This window comes from Streptomyces sclerotialus (assembly GCF_040907265.1).
GTDB lineage: Bacteria > Actinomycetota > Actinomycetes > Streptomycetales > Streptomycetaceae > Streptomyces > Streptomyces sclerotialus.
This window is the reverse complement of sequence record NZ_JBFOHP010000002.1, coordinates 4,705,062-4,722,871: the sequence shown is the minus strand read 5'-3', so window position 1 is coordinate 4,722,871 and position 17,810 is coordinate 4,705,062. Positions and strand designations below refer to the sequence as shown.

Here is a 17,810-nt window from a genome sequence, read left to right as displayed (position 1 = left end):
CGCTGAGCTGCGGGGACAGCGGGGCGCTGTCCGGGACAGCGGGGCGCTGTCCGGGACAGCGGTACGCCGTTGACGCCGGACCGGCCGCCTCAACAGGCTCATCACGTCCCGGCCGCCCCGCCGTCCGCCGTTGTCACGGGGATCGGCGGTCGCGGGGCCCGGTACGCCCATCACCCGCGCCCCTCGCCCCCGGCGGTGGCGCAGAGCCTGTGAGGAGTATCGATGCGTATCCGTAAGGCACTGGCCGTCACGGCACTGGGAGCGGCGCTCACCTCCGGGGCCGTGCTGTTGCCCGCCACCTCGGCGGGTGCCGCGTCCTCCGCCGTGACCTGCGGCAACGCCAATTGGCCGCACCCCGACAAGGACAGTGGCACGGGCACGATCACGGCCGGCTCTGCCGCGGTGCACACCGGCCCCTACGGGGACTGCACCGTCACCGCGTACCTCGACAAGGGCATGAAGGTGACCTACGACTGCTACTCCGTCAACTCCGCCGGCAACAAGTGGACGTACGTGCGCCACCCCCAGGGCGCGAGCATCGGATGGGTCTACGGCAAGTACCTCGACGACGGCGGTGCCACGAAGCGCTGCTGACCGGTGGTCGCCGGTACCTGGTACCCCGGTTCTCAGTACCCGGCTCCCGGCTCCCGGCTCACCGGGGAGTGGGCCGGGGGCTAGCGCGTGCGGCGGCGGAGGGTGGCTGCGCCCAGGGAGAGGACGAGCAGGGCGCAGCCGGTGACGATCCCGGCGTCACGGAGGAACGCGGCCGTGATGTCGGGGTGGCGGAGGACTTCGTTCATGGCGTCGACCGCGTAGGACATCGGGAGGGCGTCGGAGAGGGCGGAGAGCACCGGCTGCATTTCGTCCCGCGGGGTGAAGAGGCCGCAGAGCAGGAGTTGCGGCATCAGGACCGCCGGCATGAATTGGACGGCCTGGAACTCGGAGGCGGCAAAGGCCGAGACGAAGAGGCCGAGGGCCGTGCCGAGCAGGGCGTCCAGGACGGCCACCAGGAGCAGGAGCCAGGGGGATCCGGTGACGTCCAGGTCCAGCACCCATAGGGACAGGGCGGTGGCGAGGGCCGACTGCACGACGGCGAGCAGGCCGAACGCGAGGGCGTAGCCGGCGATCAGGTCCGTCTTGCCCAGCGGCATGGCGAGGAGGCGTTCGAGGGTTCCCGAGGTGCGTTCGCGGAGGGTGGCGATGGAGGTCACCAGGAACATCGTGATCATCGGGAAGACGCCGAGGAGGGAGGCGCCGATGGTGTCGAAGGTGTCGAAGGCGCGGCTGTCGGCGTCGAAGACGTAGCGGAGCAGGGTGATCATCGCGCACGGGACGAGGAGGAGGAGCGCGATGGTGCGGGGGTCGTGGGCGAGCTGACGTAGGACGCGGGTGGTGGTCGCCGCGGTGCGCTGGGCCGCGGGGGAGGGGGGTGCCGTCGGGGCGCGGGCGCGCGGGCCCGGCCTCCCGCCGTCGGGGTGCCGCTGTGCCCACTCGTGCCGCCCCAGCGGCACGAGTGGGCACAGCGGTGGGGTGGGCGGGAACAGCTCCGTCGCTGCCCGCAGCAGCGGGGTGGGTGGGAGGGGCTTCATCGCCGCCCACAGCGACAGCAGCGGGCCCCTCGACCAGTGCCAGGAAGGCGGATTCCACCGTTGGGGTCGTGGGGTCGGTGGTCAGGGCGGTGGGGGTGGTGTCGGCGAGGATGCGGCCGTCGCGCATGAGGAGGAGGCGGTCGCAGCGTTCGGCCTCGTCCATGACGTGGGACGAGACGAGCAGTGTGACGCCGCGGTCGGCGGCGAGGGTGTGGAAGAGGTGCCACAGGTCCCGGCGGAGCACGGGGTCGAGGCCGACGGTCGGCTCGTCCAGGACCAGGAGTTCGGGGTCGCCGAGGAGCGCGACCGCGAGGGATACCCGGCTGCGTCGGCCGCCGGAGAGGTTCCCGGCGAGCACGTCGGCGTGCGGGGTGAGGGCGACGTCGTCGAGGGCGCGGTCGACCGCCTCCTGGCGGGCGGCGCGGGCCGCCCGTCCGGGGTTCAGTACCTCGGCGAAGTACGTGAGGTTCTGGCGGACGGTGAGGTCGTCGTACACGGCCGGCGCCTGCGTGACGTAGCCGGTCCGGGGACGCAGCGAGGCGTCTCCGGCGGGCCGGCCGAGGACGTCGAGCGCGCCGGTGACGTGCGCCTGGGTGCCGGCGATCGCGCGCATGAGGGTGGTCTTGCCGCAGCCGGAGGGGCCGAGGAGGCCGGTGACCTGCCCGCGGGGGACGTCGAAGTCGAGGGTGGCCAGGACCGTACGGCCGCCGCGTACCACCGAGAGGCCGCGTGCGCGTACGGCAGGGGCGGGGTCGTTGCCGGGTACATCGGACGCATTGAGCCCGCCCGGACCGCTCGGCGCACGTAGGGGGTCCTGTGCCGTCCGGGCATCCGGTGGCTCGTAGGGCGCGTCCGGCTCGTGCGTGCCGCCGGGCCCGTATTTCATCATGTGTTGAATACTGCGCCGAGCGGAATGAGGGCGTCAAGAACCGGGGGCGAGGGAACCTGCCGTGGGGAGATGACGTTCAGCAGAGGTGCACGAGTGTTGTGTCCCGGCCCCTGCGGCCGGACTCCGAACTGCCCGGCGTGCGGTGGTTCGGGGCGTGCTCCCGGCGGCCGCCGGAGCGTTCGGAGATGATCGTTCCGCTCTGATAACTCCGCGTTAACTTGACGGTTACACGCGGACTTGCCGTACGGGGGCTGTCTTTGGACACAATGGAATTGACTGTCCACGGGCGCCGGAGGAGGCGACGATGGGGAAGCCGGGTACCGCGATACGCCCTGCCCTGGCGATCTTCATTGCCGCGCTGCTGGCCCTGTTGACGACGGCGGGGTTCGCCTTCGCCGAGCCCGCCGAGGGCGCCGGTACCAGCATCGCCGCATCCAAGGGCGGCGCCTCGGCACCGGCCGCCGAGACCTCCGCCAAGGCCACCGTCGAAGGCGGAGCCAAGGGCGAGATCGGGCCCGAGACCTGTCATCTCCGACGGGCCGCCCGCACTTCTTCCGGGCCGCCCACGCCGCCCGATCCGCGTGCGTACTGCGTGTGCTGCCGCACCGCACCCGTGGACGATCACGAACCGACCGTTCCGCTGACGCGTTCGCACGCCAAATCACTGCAGAGAATCGGTCAACTTCCCCTCACTCTCTGTGTGTTTCGCTGCTGAGGGATGTCACACGGGCTTTCCCCCTGCCCGCGCACCGCACCACGGGCGTACCTACGCCACTGAAAGCTGACCGGAACCGACCGCTGACCGGAACCGACCGCCAGAAAAACCGCCCTACAGACGGCTGACGGCGCCCGGCCGTGCGGCCCGGCACATCCGGCCGGTCCGACGTGCCCTCGCCCGCTCCGTACGGATCCAGCCATCCATCCGCAACAGCTCCTGCCGCAGCACGCACTGCCGGCGGGTACCAGCTGGAGGCATCCTCATGCGCAATTTCGTCGAACGGATCTTCAACTCCCGTCTCGGTCCCCCGGGCACCGACGCGCCGCCGGGCGCCGCCGCCCCCCGGCGCGGCACCTTCCGCGCCGACTTCACCGCCTCGCTCGTGGTCTTCCTCGTCGCCGTGCCGCTCTGCGTCGGCGTGGCCGTGGCCTCGGGTGTCCCCGCTGAACTCGGCCTGGTCACCGGCATCGTCGGCGGTCTGCTCACCGGCCTCCTGCCCGGCTCCAGCCTCCAGGTCAGCGGCCCGGCAGCGGGCCTGACCGTGCTGGTCTACGAAGCCGTGAAGCAGTACGGCGTCGGCGCGCTCGGCATCATCGTCCTCGTCGCCGGCCTGCTCCAGCTGGTCATGGGCGCGCTCAAGCTCGGCCGGTGGTTCCGCGCCATCTCGGTCGCGGTGGTGCAGGGCATGCTCGCCGGTATCGGACTGGTGCTGATCGCGGGCCAGTTGTACGCCCTCGCGGACGCGAAGGCGCCCGGCAGCGGCCTCGCCAACCTGGGCGGACTGCCCGACCTCTTCATCGACACGGTGGGCTCGAACTCCGCGCTCGCCGCGGTGGGGATCGGCGTCGGCACGATCGCGATCCTCGCTCTGTGGCCGCGCTGGAAGAAGGGCGCGAAGGTACTGCCCGCGCCGCTCGCCGCGGTGGCCCTCGCCACGCTCGCGGTCTTCGTCTTCGACCTGCCGGTCGCGCGGGTCGAGGTACAGGGCCTGCTGGGTGCCATCCAGCCGCCGGGCGCCGACGACTTCGCGCGCGTCGCGGAGTTCGGCGTCATCGGCACGGTGCTCGCCTTCACCCTCATCGCCTCCGCCGAGTCGCTGTTCAGCGCGGCGGCCGTGGACCGGCTGCACGACGGGCCGAAGACGGACTACGACAAGGAGCTGATGGCCCAGGGCGCGGGCAACACCGTGTGCGGTGTGCTCGGTGCGCTGCCGATGACCGCGGTCATCGTGCGCAGCTCCGCCAACGTGTCGGCCGGCGCGAAGACCAAGCTCTCGCGCGTCCTGCACGGCGTGTGGCTGCTGGTCTTCGCCGCGGCCTTCCCGGCCGCGCTGGGCGTCATCCCGGTGGCCGCGCTGGCGGGTGTCCTGGTCCACGCGGGCTGGAAGCTGATGCCGCTCAAGGACATCCGTCCGCTGTGGCGCGATCACCGTGGTGAGGCCGTCGTGCTCGCGACGACCGCCATCGCCATCGTGGTCACCAACATGTTCGAGGGCGTGCTGATCGGTCTGCTCATGGCGGTCGCGAAGACCGCCTGGGAGACCTCGCACGTGCACCTGGAGGTGTCCGGTGACGGCATCGACGGCGGTACCGGGAGCCACGCGGTCCGCGAGCCCCAGAGCCGCGTCGTGGCCAAGTCGGTCCACGGCAGTGGCACCGCCACGGCCGCCGTGCTCGACGAGGCCGAGCCCGCGACCGCCCCGACGGCGGCACCGGTCCGCGTGCGCGCGGTCGGCAACGCCACCTTCCTGCGGCTGCCGCGCCTCCTCGACCAGCTGGAGGAGCTGCCCACCGACCGGGAGATCCAGCTGGACCTCTCGGGGCTCCGGCACCTCGACCACGCGTGCGAGGCGGCCCTCCTCACCTGGGCCGAGCAGCGCCGCCGCCAGCTCGCCGAGCCGGCCGGTGTGAGCATCGACCACATGCCGGTGCGCGGCGCCGCCTCCTGACCCGGCACCGCTGAAGCCGCCGGCACAGCGGTCCCGCACTGCTGAAGCAGGGCGAACGTCCTGGGACATCCCCCTGGTGGCGGAACGCGTTTCCGTCGCCGGGGGGATACAGGTTTTCGTGCGACCTCGTAAGGTCAGCGCGATCTCTCCCGTCCCTCACACCCCAGGACTTCCCGTGAAACGCCGGCCCCTGCGCGCCTGTGGCGCGACCGCCGCCCTGTCCGTTGCGCTCCTGCTGTCGTCCTGCACCTCCGAGGTCACGGCCGGCACCGCGGCCGTGGACGGCCGGGACACGCTCGACGACCCGCTCTTCCCCGCCCTCGGCAACGGCGGCTACGACGTCCGCCACTACGCCCTCGGCCTGGACTACGACGTCCCGCACGGCACGCTCGACGCCACGGCGCGGCTGACCGCCCGGGCGGGGCAGCGGCTGGCGTCCTTCTCCCTGGACCTGCACGGTCTGAAGGTGACGCGCGTTCAGGTGGACGGCGAGCGCGCCGAGTTCTCCCGCCGGGGCGACAAGCTGCGGGTACGGCCCGCGCAGGAGCTCCCGAAGGGCCGTACGTTCCGCACGACGATCAGTTACGAGGGGCGCCCGTCGGCCTTCGAGGACCCGGACGGGTCGACGGAAGGGTGGGTACGGACGGCGGACGGGGCGTTCGTCGTGGGCGAGCCGGCCGGGTCGCAGACGTGGTTCCCCGGCAACCACCACCCGAGCGACAAGGCCTCGTACGACATCACCGTCACCGTCCCCGAGGGGTACACCGCCGTCTCCAACGGGGAGTTGACGAGCCGGAAGCGGACGGCGGACGGGCGGACGGCCTTCCGCTGGCACAGCGCCGAGCCGATGGCGTCCTACCTCGCCACCGCCACCGTCGGGAAGTTCCAGGTGCGGACCGGCCGTACCCGGCAGGGCGTGCCGCTGTACGTGGCCGTCGACCCCAGGGAGGCGCGGCGCAGTGCCGCGCCGCTCGGCCGCCTGTCGGAGATCGTGACCTGGGAGGCCGGGCTCTTCGGCAGATATCCCTTCTCCTCCGCCGGGGCGATCGTGGACCACCCGCCCAAGAGCGTGGACTACGCGCTGGAGACCCAGACCAAGCCGATCTACTCCGGTGCGCCCGACGAGCTGACCGTGGTGCACGAGATGGCGCACCAGTGGTTCGGCGACTCGGTGACGCCCGGGACCTGGCAGGACATCTGGCTCAACGAGGGCTTCGCGACGTACGCGGAGTGGCTGTGGGCCGAGCGGCACGGCGGCAGGTCGCCGCAGCAGCAGTTCGACACGCACTACCGGCTGCCGGCCGACGACCCGCTGTGGGCCTTCCCGCCCGGCCGGCCCGGCGCGGCGGAGAACGTGATGGCCACTCCGGTGTACGAGCGCGGCGCGATGGTCCTCCAGCAGCTGCGGAACGCGGTGGGCGACCGCACGTTCTTCCGCGTGCTGAAGGAGTGGCCCGCCGAGTACCGGCACCGCACGGCCGGTACGGCGGACTTCATCGCCTTCTGCGAGCGGCGTGCGCACAAGGACCTGTCGGGGCTGTTCGACGCCTGGCTGTACGGGGACGGGAAGCCGGACCGGACGTACTGACGGCCGCCGCCGTCCGTCGCCGCCCGCCGCCGCTCAGCCGACCCAGGGCAGGAGCCGCGCAGCGCCCGGCGGGCCAGGGGCCGACGTAGGTCTCGCGGCGGGCGCGGGCCGGGCCCAGCTGGTCAGCGGCGCTTCTTTCCCTTGCCGCCGCCCTTCGCGCCCGGCTTGCGCGCCGCGGGGTTGCCCGTGCGGGCGGTGCGCCGGCGGGCGTGGCGTTCACGGGCCGCCTCGTACTCCGCGCGGTGCAGCTTCTCGCCGGGCGCCTCGACGAGGGCGCGGCAGAAGTAGGCCAGCAGCGAGCCGATGAAACCGATCATCATCAGGCTCTGCGCGGACTTCTCGGCCTTCTCCGCCGCGCGGTCGGCGGCCGGTTCGCGGCGCCGGACGAACCCCTCCCACGTGCGGCGGAAGGCGAGGGCGCTGCACACCGCGAAGCAGACCACGATCAGGACGTTCACCAGCGAACCGACCTCGGCGACGGCCAGGCCCTCGAAGGCGAAGCGCAGTACGAAGGCGCCGAGCGCCGCGAGCACGAGCGCGCCGAGGGCCACGCCCGCGCGGCGCAGCGCGTAGCCGCCGTCGTGGTGGACCCAGGTCGTGCCGAAGAACCGGATGGCGACCGGCTCGGGACCGGCCGGCTCACCGGCCGGGCGCTTGTGCTCCTCGCTCATGCCGTCGATTATCCCCGGCAGCTCCCGCGCGGTGCCGTCCGGCCGGGGCAGGGACGGGCTCCCGGCTCCCGCAGGGCCCGACGCCTCTCAGCTCCCGCAGGGTCCGGCGACGAAACCGTCGCTGCCGGTGCGTACGTACGTGTCGGAGACGTACTGGCCGCTGCCGATGCAGTCCCAGATGTCGCTGGTGCCGTACGGGCCCCTGACCCGCTGGCCGTGGCGCTGGCAGCGGATCGGGACCGAGGAGCCGGCCGGGAGGGTGCGGACGACCGCTGCGGTGGTGCTCGGGCCGCTGCGGACGTTGAGGCGGTAGCCCGGCGCGACCGGGTAGGTGCGGTACGCCGAGACCGTGCCGGCCTCTTCGGCCGCGCTGTCGACGGTGTTCTCCTGTGTGCTCATCGCGCACTCCCCCGTGGAATGTCGTGTGGCTGTCGTGTGAATGCCGCGTCCGGCGGGCGGGGCCGTTTTCCGGCCGCTCGCGCCGAACCGCTCGAACCTCGAACGGGGGTCAGGCTAGCAAGCGGTGTCCGGGCCGCAGCCGGTATCCACTAGGCTCCGAGCGTCGCATCTGCGGCCGATTGCGCGGCCGAATACACGGGGGTGGGGAGATGCCGCCGCTGCGGAGTTCCGGCGCCGGACCGGAAGCGGAACATCCGGAATACGCGGGGAACTACCGGCTGGAAAAGCTGCTCGGTTCGGGCGGTATGGGCGTGGTGCACCTGGCGCGTTCGGCGTCCGGGCTGCGGCTCGCGGTGAAGGTGGTGCACGCGGAATTCGCGCAGGACCCGGAGTTCCGCGGCCGGTTCCGCCAGGAGGTGGCGGCCGCGCGGCGGGTCAGCGGCGCGTTCACGGCGCCGGTCGTGGACGCCGATCCCGACGGTGAGCGGCCGTGGATGGCAACGCTCTACATTCCCGGGCCCACGCTTTCCGCCCATGTGAAACGGAACGGTCCGCTGCCCCTGGACGAGGTACGGAAACTGGGCGCCGGACTCGCGGAGGCGCTGCGGGACATCCACCGCGCCGGCGTGGTGCACCGCGATCTGAAGCCGAGCAATGTGCTGCTGGCATCGGACGGCCCGAAAGTCATTGATTTCGGTATCTCCCGACCATCCGACAGCGAAATGCGGACGGAAACCGGCAAATTGATCGGGACGCCGCCTTTCATGGCGCCCGAACAGTTCCAGCGGCCGCGCGAAGTGGGACCGGCGGCGGACGTGTTCGCGCTGGGTTCGGTGCTGGTGCACGCCGCGACCGGCAGCGGCCCCTTCGATTCGGAGAGCCCGTACCTCGTCGCGTACCAGGTGGTCCACGACGAGGCGGATCTCGCGGGCGTGCCGGAGGAGCTGGCGCCGCTGCTGCGCAGCTGTCTGGCGAAGGACCCGGCGGAGCGGCCGACGCCGAGCCAGCTGATGGCCCGGCTCCGCGTCGACCTGCCGACGGAGCTGAACCTGGAGCCGCTGTACGAGCCGCCGGCGGCCGCGGCCGTCACGGCCGCCTCCGGCTCCTTCCACGGCACGGGCTCCCTCTACGGCCCGGACTCGCTCCTGGAGGCCGACTCGACGCTCGACGCGCCGGAACCGGCGGCCGCCCCGGCCCCGCCCGAGCCGCACATACCGGCCCAGCGCGAGCCCGCCGAGGCCGTCGCCACCCACGTACGGGCCAGGCCGCCGGTGGCGCCGCCCGCATCTCCCGAGTCCCCGGCCGGGCCGGCCGACGGCACGCCCGCGCCGCGCCGGCCGCGCCGCTGGGCGGTCTGGGCGGCGGTCGCCGCGGTCGTCGTCGGTGCGGGCGGCTTCCTGGGCGTACGGACGCTGCTCCCGGAGGACGGCCCGGAGGTCAGGACCGGCAGCGGCTCGGACCCGGCGCAGACCTTCCACCCCTGGCGGACGGCCCTGCTGGAGCAGTCGGCAGGCCGCTCCGCCGAGATGCCGTTCTGCTCCTACGTGCCGCGCACCGCACCCTCCGGCGGGACGCCCGCGCCGGCGCTCTTCTGTGCCCAGCGGGACGTGCGGGCCGCACGGCTGGAACCGGAGCACGGTGCCGTGCCGTGGCGGCTGCCCGCGGGCCCCGCCGCCGACAGCGACCTGCCGCCGGCCGCGCCCGTGTACTCCGGCGGGCTGCTGTACGTCCTGTCGGCGGACGGCCGGCGGCTCGACGCCTTCGACCCCTCGGCGGACGGCAAGGGCGCCCGGCGCTGGAGCAAGGACGTCTCCGCGTACCACGGGCAGGTCGCCGTGGTGGGCGACGCCGTACTGCTCACGGCGGCCGACGGCACGGTCACCGCGCTGGACAGCCGGACGCACGAGAAGCGGTGGAGCCGGGCGTTCCCCGGGCACGCGCTGCCCCGCTTCCGTACGTACGGTGCCGGCGGCTCCACCGCGTACACGGCCACCGCGCAGGACGGCGGCCGCACCCTCGTCACCGCGGTCGGGCTCGCGCACGGCACCGTCCGGTGGGAGAAGACGCTGCCCGGGACGCTGACCCCGGCGGGCCCCGGCAGCGGCGGCGCGCTGTTCCTGACCGCGGCCGCGCCGGACTCCCGTACGGAGGCGGTGGTGCGGTACGACCCGGACCGCGGCGCGGTCCGCAGGTACCGGCTGCCGGCCCCGCTGGACGACGCGCTCGCCACGGTGCGGGGCGGGACGGTCTACCTGCTCGCCTACGGGGGCACGCTGCAGGCCGTCGGCGCGCGGGAGTGGACGGTGGAGACGTCGGTCAGCCGCGGCTCGCAGCCGGTGGTGGCCGGCGACCGGCTGTACTTCAGCGCGCCCGACGGGCGGCTGCTGGCGGTGGACACCCGGCGCGGGGCGATGCTCGGGCAGACGAAGCCGCGGCTGGCCACGGGGCGCGGCGGCTACCTGGAGACCGTGCCGTCACCGGTGGTGGACCCGGCCGCGCGGCGGGTCTTCGCCTCGGCCCCGGACGGCACGGTGTTCGGTGTGGACGCGGCGGACCCCGGCCGCTGGTAGCCGGTACGCGGACGCCCCCGGCGCACGGAGGTCCGTGCGCCGGGGGCGGGAGCCGCGTGGGGTCAGCCGAGCTTGCTGACGTCCCGGACCGCTCCGCGGTCGGCGCTGGTGGCCATGGCTGCGTACGCCCGCAGGGCCGCGGAGACCTTGCGCTCGCGGTTCTTCGGCGCGTACACGCCGCCCAGGGCGTCGCGGCGGGCGGTCAGGGTGGCCTCGTCCACGGCCAGCTCGATCGTCCGCTCCGGGATGTTGATCCTGACCAGGTCGCCGTCCTCGACCAGCGCGATGGTGCCGCCGGCGGCCGCCTCCGGGGAGGCGTGGCCGATGGACAGCCCGGACGTACCGCCGGAGAAGCGGCCGTCGGTGACCAGCGCACAGGTCTTGCCCAGGCCGCGGCCCTTGAGGAAGGAGGTCGGGTACAGCATCTCCTGCATGCCCGGGCCGCCCTTGGGGCCCTCGTACCGGATGACGACCACGTCGCCGTCCTTGACCTCCTTGTTCAGGATGCGCTCGACGGCCTCCTCCTGGGACTCGCAGACCACGGCGGGGCCCTCGAAGACCAGGATCGACTCGTCGACGCCCGCGGTCTTCACGACGCAGCCGTCCTCGGCGAGGTTGCCGCGCAGCACCGCCAGGCCGCCGTCCTTGGAGTAGGCGTGCTCCAGGGAGCGGATGCAGCCGTTCTCCGCGTCGGTGTCGAGCGAGTCCCAGCGCTCGGACTGGGAGAACGCCGTCGCCGAGCGCTTGCAGCCGGGTGCCGCGTGGAACAGCTCGACCGCCTCCGGGGAGGGGGAGCCGCCGCGGATGTCCCACTCCTTGATCCAGTCGGCCAGGGAGGCGGAGTGCACGGAGGACACGTCCTCGTTGAGCAGCCCGCCGCGGAACAGCTCGCCCAGGAGGGCCGGGATGCCGCCCGCGCGGTGCACGTCCTCCATGTAGTACGTGCCCTGCGGCGCGACGTTCGGCGCGACCTTGGACAGGCAGGGCACCCGGCGGGAGACCGCGTCGATGTCGGTCAGCCCGAAGTCCTGGCCCGCCTCCTGGGCCGCGGCCAGCAGGTGCAGGATCGTGTTGGTGGAGCCGCCCATGGCGATGTCCAGCGCCATGGCGTTCTCGAAGGCCGCGCGGGAGCCGACGTTGCGCGGCAGGACGGTCGCGTCGTCCTGCTCGTAGTAGCGCTTGGTGATCTCCACGACGGTCCGCCCGGCGCGCTCGTACAGCGCCTTGCGCGCGGTGTGCGTGGCGAGCACGGAGCCGTTGCCCGGCAGGGCCAGGCCCATGGCCTCGGTCAGGCAGTTCATCGAGTTGGCGGTGAACATGCCGGAGCAGGAGCCGCAGGTCGGGCAGGCGTTGTTCTCGATCCGGAGGATGTCCTCGTCGGAGACGTTCTCGTTGACCGCGTCGGAGATCGCGTCGACCAGGTCGAGCTTGCGGACCGTGCCGTTGACCAGCGTGGCCCGGCCGGCCTCCATCGGGCCGCCGGAGACGAAGACGGTCGGGATGTTCAGCCGCATCGCGGCCATCAGCATGCCCGGGGTGATCTTGTCGCAGTTGGAGATGCAGATCAGCGCGTCCGCGCAGTGCGCCTCGACCATGTACTCGACCGAGTCGGCGATCAGGTCGCGGGAGGGCAGCGAGTAGAGCATGCCGCCGTGGCCCATCGCGATGCCGTCGTCCACGGCGATGGTGTTGAACTCCCGGGCGATGCCGCCCGCCTCCTGGATCGCCTCGGAGACGATCCGGCCGATCGGCGCGAGGTGGGTGTGGCCCGGCACGAACTCGGTGAAGCTGTTGGCCACCGCGATGATCGGCTTACGGCCGATGTCCGCGCCCGCTACGCCCGAAGCCTGCATAAGGGCACGGGCGCCCGCCATGTTGCGGCCGTGGGTAACGGTGCGGGACCTCAGCTCAGGCACGATGGTCACTCCCTAGGGGTTCGTCGGACTCGCCGCCACGCCGGCGCCTGGCGGGGCCCTGCGCCGGGCCTCCGGCCTGCGGCGCAGTCACGTCACGGCAGTCACATATCAGCTGATCCGAGACTACGCCTCCGATCCAAGATCTGGACAGCCTCTCCGGAATGTGAGACATCCGCTCGCCATGCGGACGCGGTGCGCCACGCCCCGGAGCGTCGCGGGTCAGGCCTCCGTGAGGTACCGCTGGAGCGTCGGCGCGACCGTCCGGACGATGTCCTCGGTGTCCGCCGTGGCCAGCGGCTCGACCTGGATGACGTACCGCAGCATCGCGATGCCGACGAGCTGCGCGGCGGCCAGCTCGGCCCGGAAGCGCGGCTCCGGCACGGCCAGTTCCGCCGCGACCCGCTCCAGCATCCGCCGCAGCACGAAGCCGCGCAGCACCTTCGCCGCGGTGTCGTGGGTCATCGCGGACCGGATCACGGCGAGCAGCGGGGCACGGGTCGCCGGGTTCTCCCAGATGCCGAGGAAGTACCGCGCGAACCGCTCGCCGATGCCGTCCGCGCCCCGTGCCAGCAGGTCGGGGAGGTGCAGCGCGGGCTCGAAGCTGACCTCGATCGCCGCGCCGAAGACCTGCTCCTTCGTGCCGAAGTAGTGGTGGACCAGCGCGGGGTCCACCTGCGCCGCCTTGGCGATGCCGCGGATGGAGGTCTTGTCGTAGCCGCGTTCGGCGAATTCCGTACGGGCAGCGGCGAGAATCCGCTCCCGCGCGCCGGGGCCCGCCGCGCTCTCCGTACGGGAGGGGCGGCCGCGCCGCCGCGGCGCTGCCCCGGAACCTTCCGTCCCGGGCACGCTCACGGGCCGTACACCCGGTTCGGCGAGGCGAGGTGGAGCCGGGTGAAGGCGAGGGCCTCGGCGAGGTCGGCCTCGCGTTCGGCGGCCGAGAGGGCGCGGCGGGTGTTCACCTCGATGACGATGTGCCCGTCGTAGCCGGTGGCGGCCAGCCGCTCCAGCAGCTCGGCGCAGGGCTGCTTGCCGCGCCCCGGGACCAGGTGCTCGTCCTTGTTGGAGCCGTTGCCGTCGGCGAGGTGGATGTGGGCGAGCCGGTCGCCCATCCGGTCCACCATGTGCAGCGCGTCGCTGCGGGCGGTCGAGGTGTGCGAGAGGTCGACCGTGAAGTGCCGGTAGTCGTCCTTGGTGGGGTCCCAGTCCGGCGCGTACGCCAGCATCTCGCGGTCGCGGTACCGCCAGGGGTACATGTTCTCGACGGCGAACCTCACGTCCGTCTCGCCCTCCATGCGCCAGATGCCGCGCACGAAGTCCCGGGCGTAGTTGCGCTGCCACCGGAACGGCGGGTGCACGACGACCGTGGAGGCGCCGAGCTTCTCCGCCGCGTTACGCGCCCGCTGGAGCTTGGTCCACGGGTCGGTGGACCACACCCGCTGGGTGATCAGCAGACACGGCGCGTGGACCGCCAGCACCGGCACGCCGTGGTAGTCGGACAGCCGGCGCAGCGCCTCGATGTCCTGACTGACCGGATCGGTCCAGACCATGACCTCGATGCCGTCGTACCCCAGGCGTGCGGCGATCTCGAAGGCCGTCGCGGTCGACTCCGGATACACCGACGCCGTGGACAGGGCGACCTTCGCATCCGGGATGCGCACCACTGGCTCCGTCACGAGGGACAGGGTACGGGCCGTTGCGGTACCGGGGGCAGGCGGTCCGGTATGTCGGACGCCACCTTGCCGCGCCCATGACGCATTTCTTACGGCCCGGGACGCCCGTCCTACGGCCCGGGACCGCCCGCAGGCGCCCCTGGCGGCTCAGCCCGGCTCGCCGTTCGGCAGATGGTCCAGCCGCCGCAGGATGACGCCCTCGCGCAGCGCCCACGGGCAGATCTCCAGCTCGTCCACCTTGAAGAGGTCCATCGCGGCCTCCGCGACCAGCGCCCCGGCCAGCAGCTGGCGGGCCCGGCCCTCGGAGACGCCGGGCAGGCCCGCGCGCTTCTCGACGGACATCGTGGCGAGCTGCGGCACCCACTCCTCCAGCGTCTTCCGGCTCAGCCCGCGCTGCACGTACAGGCCCTCCGCCGAGCCCGGCGCCCCGGCGATCCTGGCCAGCTGCTTGAAGGTCTTGGACGTGGCCACGACGTGGTCCGGCGCACCGAAGCGTGTGAAGTCGCTCACCACGCGGGCGATCTCGGCCCGGACCCGGCGCCGCAGCGCCCGCACGTCCTCCGGATCCGGCGGGTCGCCGGGCAGGTCGCTGTTGGTGAGCCGGCCCGCCCCGAGGGGCAGCGAGACCGCCGCGTCCGGGTCCTCGTCCAGGCCGTACGCGATCTCCAGGGAACCGCCGCCGATGTCCAGGAGCAGCAGCCGCCCGGCCGACCAGCCGAACCAGCGGCGGGCCGCGAGGAACGTGAGCCGCGCCTCGTCCTCGCCGGAGAGCACCCGCAGCGTGACGCCGGTCTCCTCGGCGACGCGCGCGAGCACCTCCTCGCCGTTGGGTGCGTCACGTACCGCCGAGGTCGCGAACGGCAGCAGGTCCTCGACGCCCTTGTCCTCCGCGACCTGCGTCGCCTCGCGGACCGTGGCGACGAGCCGGTCGACGCCCGTGCCGCCGACGTTCCCGTCCTCGTCGAGGAGTTCGGCCAGCCGCAGCTCCGCCTTGTGGGACCAGGCGGGCAGCGGGCGCGCACCGGGGTGCGCGTCCACCACCAGCAGATGCACCGTATTGGAACCCACGTCGAGAACACCGAGTCGCATACCCAGAAAGCTACTGCGGGCCTGTGGCGCCTTTAGGCTGGGGATGTGGCGAAGACGAAAAAGGCGAAGCAGGAAAAAGCCCTCAAGAAGCTTCAAAAGCAGCAGGCGCGCGGGGCGGCGTCCGACGAGGTGACCGACGAGGTCGGCCTCGACTTCGCCCGTGCCTGGGTCACCTTTCCCGACCCGGCCGACGACGAGCAGGTCTTCAGGTGCGACCTGACCTGGCTCACCTCGCGCTGGAACTGCGTCTTCGGCGGCGGCTGCCAGGGCATCGAGGCGGGCCGCGCCGACGACGGCTGCTGCACCCTCGGCGCGCACTTCTCCGACGAGGAGGACGAGGAGCGGGTCGCCCAGCACGTGGCGCGGCTCACGCCGGACATCTGGCAGTTCCACGACGTGGGCACCACGACCGGCTGGGTCGAGGAGGACGAGGACGACGGCGAGCGCCAGACCCGGCGCTGGAAGGGCTCCTGCATCTTCCAGAACCGCCCCGGCTTCCCCGGCGGCGCCGGCTGCTCGCTGCACATCCTGGCCCTCCAGGAGGGCCGCGAGCCGCTGGAGACCAAGCCGGACGTCTGCTGGCAGCTCCCGGTCCGCCGCACGTACGACTGGATCGACCGGCCCGACGACACCCGCGTCCTCCAGATCACCATCGGCGAGTACGACCGCCGCGGCTGGGGCCCCGGCGGCCACGACCTGAACTGGTGGTGCACCTCGGCGACGTCCGCGCACAGCGCGTCGAAGGCGGTGTACCAGTCGTACGCGCCCGAGCTCATCGAGCTGATGGGCAAGGAAGGCTACGACCGCCTCGCGGAACTCTGCGAGGAACGCCTGGCGACGGAGACTCCGATGGCCCCCCACCCGGCGGACCCGGTCCTGCTGCCGATGCCGGTCGTGCCGAAACGCTGACCTCCGGCACCCCCAGCCCGTCCGGGGGCGCCTCCCGGCGGTAGCTGGGGGAGCTCGAGGACCGGGGGTCCGGGGCGGAGTCCCCGAAGCTCAGCCCGCCGGGCTGCCCGAGTCCGACGGTGACGGCGTCGAGCTGGGCGGCGGCTCGCTCGGCGGCGGATCCGAAGGCGTGGGCGTCGGGGACGGCGGCGGGTCGCTCGGCGACGGGTCGGAAGGCGTCGGAGCGGGCGTCGAGGACGGCGGCGGATCCGTGGGCGTCGGCCGCGGTCCTCCGGGGTCCGGCCGCGTCGCGCCCCGCCCCTCGATCGTGACCACCGCGCCGGCCGGGTCCACGGCGATCCGGGCGCGCCAGTAGCCGGACGGCTCCCGGTCGTGGTCGACGTACACCTTGACGGTCGTGGTCTCCCCCGGCTCCAGCACCCCGGCCGTCGTACTGAACTGCAGCCACGGCGCCCCGGAGTGCGCCGCCCACCGCACCGCCGTCCCGCCGGAGGCGGACAGCGTGATGAGGGTGAGGTCGCCGCTCGGCTGCGCCGCGACGGTCAGCCGTCCCGGCCCCGTGCGGGACCGCGAGGGACTCGGCGCGGCTTCCCGCAGCCGCTCGCCGTGCGCGCCGATGACCTTCACCGAGACGTCCGGCGAGTGCGTGCTGAGGCCGTACCGGGGGTCGGGCGTGGTCTGCGCGCTGCCCGCCTTCTCGTACGGGCGGGCGCCCAGCCGGTCGCTCTCGGCGTCGCCCGCGGTGACGGCGGAGCCGTCGGTCTCCCCGGTCAGCGGGGCGCCGCGGTACGCCGCCCAGAGCGCGAGCACGGGCGCCGCCAGCACGGTGGCCACCACGGTCGTGGTGAGCGCGCGGCTGCGCAGCCGGGCGTTGCGGGCCGCCCGGTCCTTGGGCCCGAGGGGGAACCCGCTGCGGTCGTAACGGGGTGCAGAACCGTTTACGCCGACCGCCCGTTTCGTGCGCCCCTGCGCCCCCTTCTCCAGCGGCTCCACCGCCCGCCCGGTCCGCGACCGCAGGGCGGCGCGCATCGCCACGCGGGCCGCCGCCCGGGGCGCCGTGACCATCGGGAGCGGCCCCTGCGCCACCGGCTCGGTGCCGGGCCAGGGACCGCCCGCCGTCGCGCGCTCGGCCGTACGGCGGCACTCCTCGCACACGTCGACGTGGCGTACGAGCTCCCGGCGCAGCGCCGTGCCCAGCAGCGTCCGGGCGTCCCCGGCCAGCCGGGCCACGTCGGCGCAGCGGCCGAACTCGGCCACGGCGAGCGCCGCGCGGGTGCGCTCCACCTCACAGGCGGCGGTGGAGAGCAGGGCGCGGGCCGCGACCGGCTCCACCCCCAGCACGGCGGCCAGCTCACGGTGGCCCAGTCCGTGCCGCACGGACAGCTCCAGGGCCTCGCGCTGCTCGGGCGTGGTACCCGCCGCCTCGGGCCAGGCCAGAGCGGCCAGTTCGCGCCGCTGGTCGGTCCCGTCCCCGGCCACCGGCTCGGGGCGCGCGTCCGGGTCGGCGAGCCGGCGCAGACAGGCCCAGCGGGCCAGCGCGTACAGCCAGGGGCGGTACAGCGCCTGGTCGGACGGGCGTCGCGCGTGCTGCCGCTCGGCGAGCGCGAGCACCTCGCCGAGCACCTCGGTCGCCGCGCCGTGTTCGCACAGGACGGAGAGGCAGTACGTGAACAGGCCGTCCACGTACGGCTCGTAGCGCTCGACGGAGAGGTCGTGGCGGTCGCGGCGGTCGGACCGGGCGGCACGGCCGGCCCGGCCCTGCCCCCGGTGCCGCTCCGCCCGGGCGGCGGGGGGCGGTTCGACGGTGGTGTGCGTGGGGTGTCCGGGCCTGCTGCTCATCACCCGGCGACGGTA

At 73.4% G+C, this 17,810-nt stretch carries 14 protein-coding genes and 1 pseudogene; 6 read left to right on the top strand and 9 right to left on the bottom strand.

Features of this window, described 5'->3' with window-relative positions; translation table 11 throughout:
- Window positions 1-222 precede the first annotated feature (222 nt).
- A complete protein-coding gene (locus tag AAC944_RS21010) occupies window positions 223-594 on the top strand; it encodes an SH3 domain-containing protein (RefSeq protein WP_051872220.1) in 372 nt (123 codons plus the stop codon).
- An 80-nt stretch (window positions 595-674) separates the two neighbouring features.
- Here the strand turns inward: AAC944_RS21010 and AAC944_RS21005 are convergent, their stop codons facing one another.
- The gene (locus tag AAC944_RS21005) at window positions 675-1,589 is read right to left on the bottom strand and encodes an ABC transporter permease (RefSeq protein ID WP_368396384.1); all 915 of its coding nucleotides are present in this window, start codon (window positions 1,587-1,589) and stop codon (window positions 675-677) included.
- 10 nt (window positions 1,590-1,599) lie between these two features.
- Window positions 1,600-2,478 (bottom strand): annotated as a pseudogene (locus AAC944_RS21000) (ABC transporter ATP-binding protein); the annotation flags it as partial.
- A 304-nt stretch (window positions 2,479-2,782) separates the two neighbouring features.
- On the opposite strand from AAC944_RS21000, the gene AAC944_RS20995 reads away from it, so the two are divergent.
- From AAC944_RS20995 to AAC944_RS20985, 3 genes are all read left to right on the top strand, one after another.
- Window positions 2,783-3,193, top strand: coding sequence for a hypothetical protein (locus tag AAC944_RS20995; RefSeq protein WP_030621643.1), 411 nt, complete (start codon window positions 2,783-2,785; stop codon window positions 3,191-3,193).
- Between the two features lie 265 nt (window positions 3,194-3,458).
- Entirely contained in the window at window positions 3,459-5,144 is a 1,686-nt protein-coding gene (locus AAC944_RS20990) for a SulP family inorganic anion transporter (protein WP_078888853.1), read from the top strand.
- A gap of 175 nt (window positions 5,145-5,319) precedes the next feature.
- On the top strand, window positions 5,320-6,732 hold the full coding sequence (locus tag AAC944_RS20985; RefSeq protein WP_030621648.1) for a M1 family metallopeptidase: 1,413 nt from the start codon (window positions 5,320-5,322) through the stop codon (window positions 6,730-6,732).
- 122 nt (window positions 6,733-6,854) lie between these two features.
- Here the strand turns inward: AAC944_RS20985 and AAC944_RS20980 are convergent, their stop codons facing one another.
- The gene (locus AAC944_RS20980) at window positions 6,855-7,403 is read right to left on the bottom strand and encodes a hypothetical protein (protein WP_030621650.1); all 549 of its coding nucleotides are present in this window, start codon (window positions 7,401-7,403) and stop codon (window positions 6,855-6,857) included.
- An 87-nt stretch (window positions 7,404-7,490) separates the two neighbouring features.
- Window positions 7,491-7,802, bottom strand: coding sequence for an SH3 domain-containing protein (locus tag AAC944_RS20975; RefSeq protein WP_030621653.1), 312 nt, complete (start codon window positions 7,800-7,802; stop codon window positions 7,491-7,493).
- Between the two features lie 209 nt (window positions 7,803-8,011).
- Between AAC944_RS20975 and AAC944_RS20970 the strand changes: the two genes are divergently transcribed.
- Window positions 8,012-10,372, top strand: coding sequence for a protein kinase domain-containing protein (locus AAC944_RS20970; protein ID WP_030621655.1), 2,361 nt, complete (start codon window positions 8,012-8,014; stop codon window positions 10,370-10,372).
- Window positions 10,373-10,434: 62 nt separating this feature from the next.
- On the opposite strand, the gene ilvD is transcribed toward AAC944_RS20970, so the two are convergent.
- The 4 genes from ilvD to AAC944_RS20950 form a co-directional block, all read right to left on the bottom strand.
- On the bottom strand, window positions 10,435-12,288 hold the full coding sequence (ilvD, locus tag AAC944_RS20965) for a dihydroxy-acid dehydratase (protein WP_030621658.1): 1,854 nt from the start codon (window positions 12,286-12,288) through the stop codon (window positions 10,435-10,437).
- A gap of 219 nt (window positions 12,289-12,507) precedes the next feature.
- Window positions 12,508-13,134 carry a TetR/AcrR family transcriptional regulator gene (locus AAC944_RS20960; protein WP_030621660.1) on the bottom strand — a complete coding sequence of 209 codons (627 nt, stop codon included), beginning with the start codon at window positions 13,132-13,134 and terminating at the stop codon, window positions 12,508-12,510.
- A gap of 2 nt (window positions 13,135-13,136) precedes the next feature.
- Window positions 13,137-13,961, bottom strand: coding sequence for a sugar phosphate isomerase/epimerase family protein (locus AAC944_RS20955; protein ID WP_196943225.1), 825 nt, complete (start codon window positions 13,959-13,961; stop codon window positions 13,137-13,139).
- 144 nt (window positions 13,962-14,105) lie between these two features.
- The gene (locus AAC944_RS20950) at window positions 14,106-15,047 is read right to left on the bottom strand and encodes a Ppx/GppA family phosphatase (protein WP_030621663.1); all 942 of its coding nucleotides are present in this window, start codon (window positions 15,045-15,047) and stop codon (window positions 14,106-14,108) included.
- Between the two features lie 45 nt (window positions 15,048-15,092).
- Here AAC944_RS20950 and AAC944_RS20945 point away from each other — a divergent pair, with 45 nt between their 5' ends.
- Window positions 15,093-15,956 carry a DUF3109 family protein gene (locus AAC944_RS20945; RefSeq protein ID WP_030621664.1) on the top strand — a complete coding sequence of 288 codons (864 nt, stop codon included), beginning with the start codon at window positions 15,093-15,095 and terminating at the stop codon, window positions 15,954-15,956.
- Between the two features lie 90 nt (window positions 15,957-16,046).
- Here AAC944_RS20945 and AAC944_RS20940 read toward each other — a convergent pair whose 3' ends face one another.
- The gene (locus AAC944_RS20940) at window positions 16,047-17,795 is read right to left on the bottom strand and encodes a sigma-70 family RNA polymerase sigma factor (RefSeq protein WP_030621665.1); all 1,749 of its coding nucleotides are present in this window, start codon (window positions 17,793-17,795) and stop codon (window positions 16,047-16,049) included.
- Window positions 17,796-17,810 lie beyond the last annotated feature (15 nt).

Bases quoted from the DNA above. Each gene is read 5' to 3' on its own strand.
- AAC944_RS21010 (WP_051872220.1), top strand. From the start codon at position 223: ATGCGTATCCGTAAGGCACTGGCCGTCACGGCACTGGGAGCGGCGCTC.
- AAC944_RS21005 (WP_368396384.1), bottom strand. From the start codon at position 1,589: ATGAAGCCCCTCCCACCCACCCCGCTGCTGCGGGCAGCGACGGAGCTG.
- AAC944_RS20995 (WP_030621643.1), top strand. From the start codon at position 2,783: ATGGGGAAGCCGGGTACCGCGATACGCCCTGCCCTGGCGATCTTCATT.
- AAC944_RS20990 (WP_078888853.1), top strand. From the start codon at position 3,459: ATGCGCAATTTCGTCGAACGGATCTTCAACTCCCGTCTCGGTCCCCCG.
- AAC944_RS20980 (WP_030621650.1), bottom strand. From the start codon at position 7,403: ATGAGCGAGGAGCACAAGCGCCCGGCCGGTGAGCCGGCCGGTCCCGAG.
- AAC944_RS20975 (WP_030621653.1), bottom strand. From the start codon at position 7,802: ATGAGCACACAGGAGAACACCGTCGACAGCGCGGCCGAAGAGGCCGGC.
- AAC944_RS20970 (WP_030621655.1), top strand. From the start codon at position 8,012: ATGCCGCCGCTGCGGAGTTCCGGCGCCGGACCGGAAGCGGAACATCCG.
- AAC944_RS20950 (WP_030621663.1), bottom strand. From the start codon at position 15,047: ATGCGACTCGGTGTTCTCGACGTGGGTTCCAATACGGTGCATCTGCTG.
- AAC944_RS20940 (WP_030621665.1), bottom strand. From the start codon at position 17,795: ATGAGCAGCAGGCCCGGACACCCCACGCACACCACCGTCGAACCGCCC.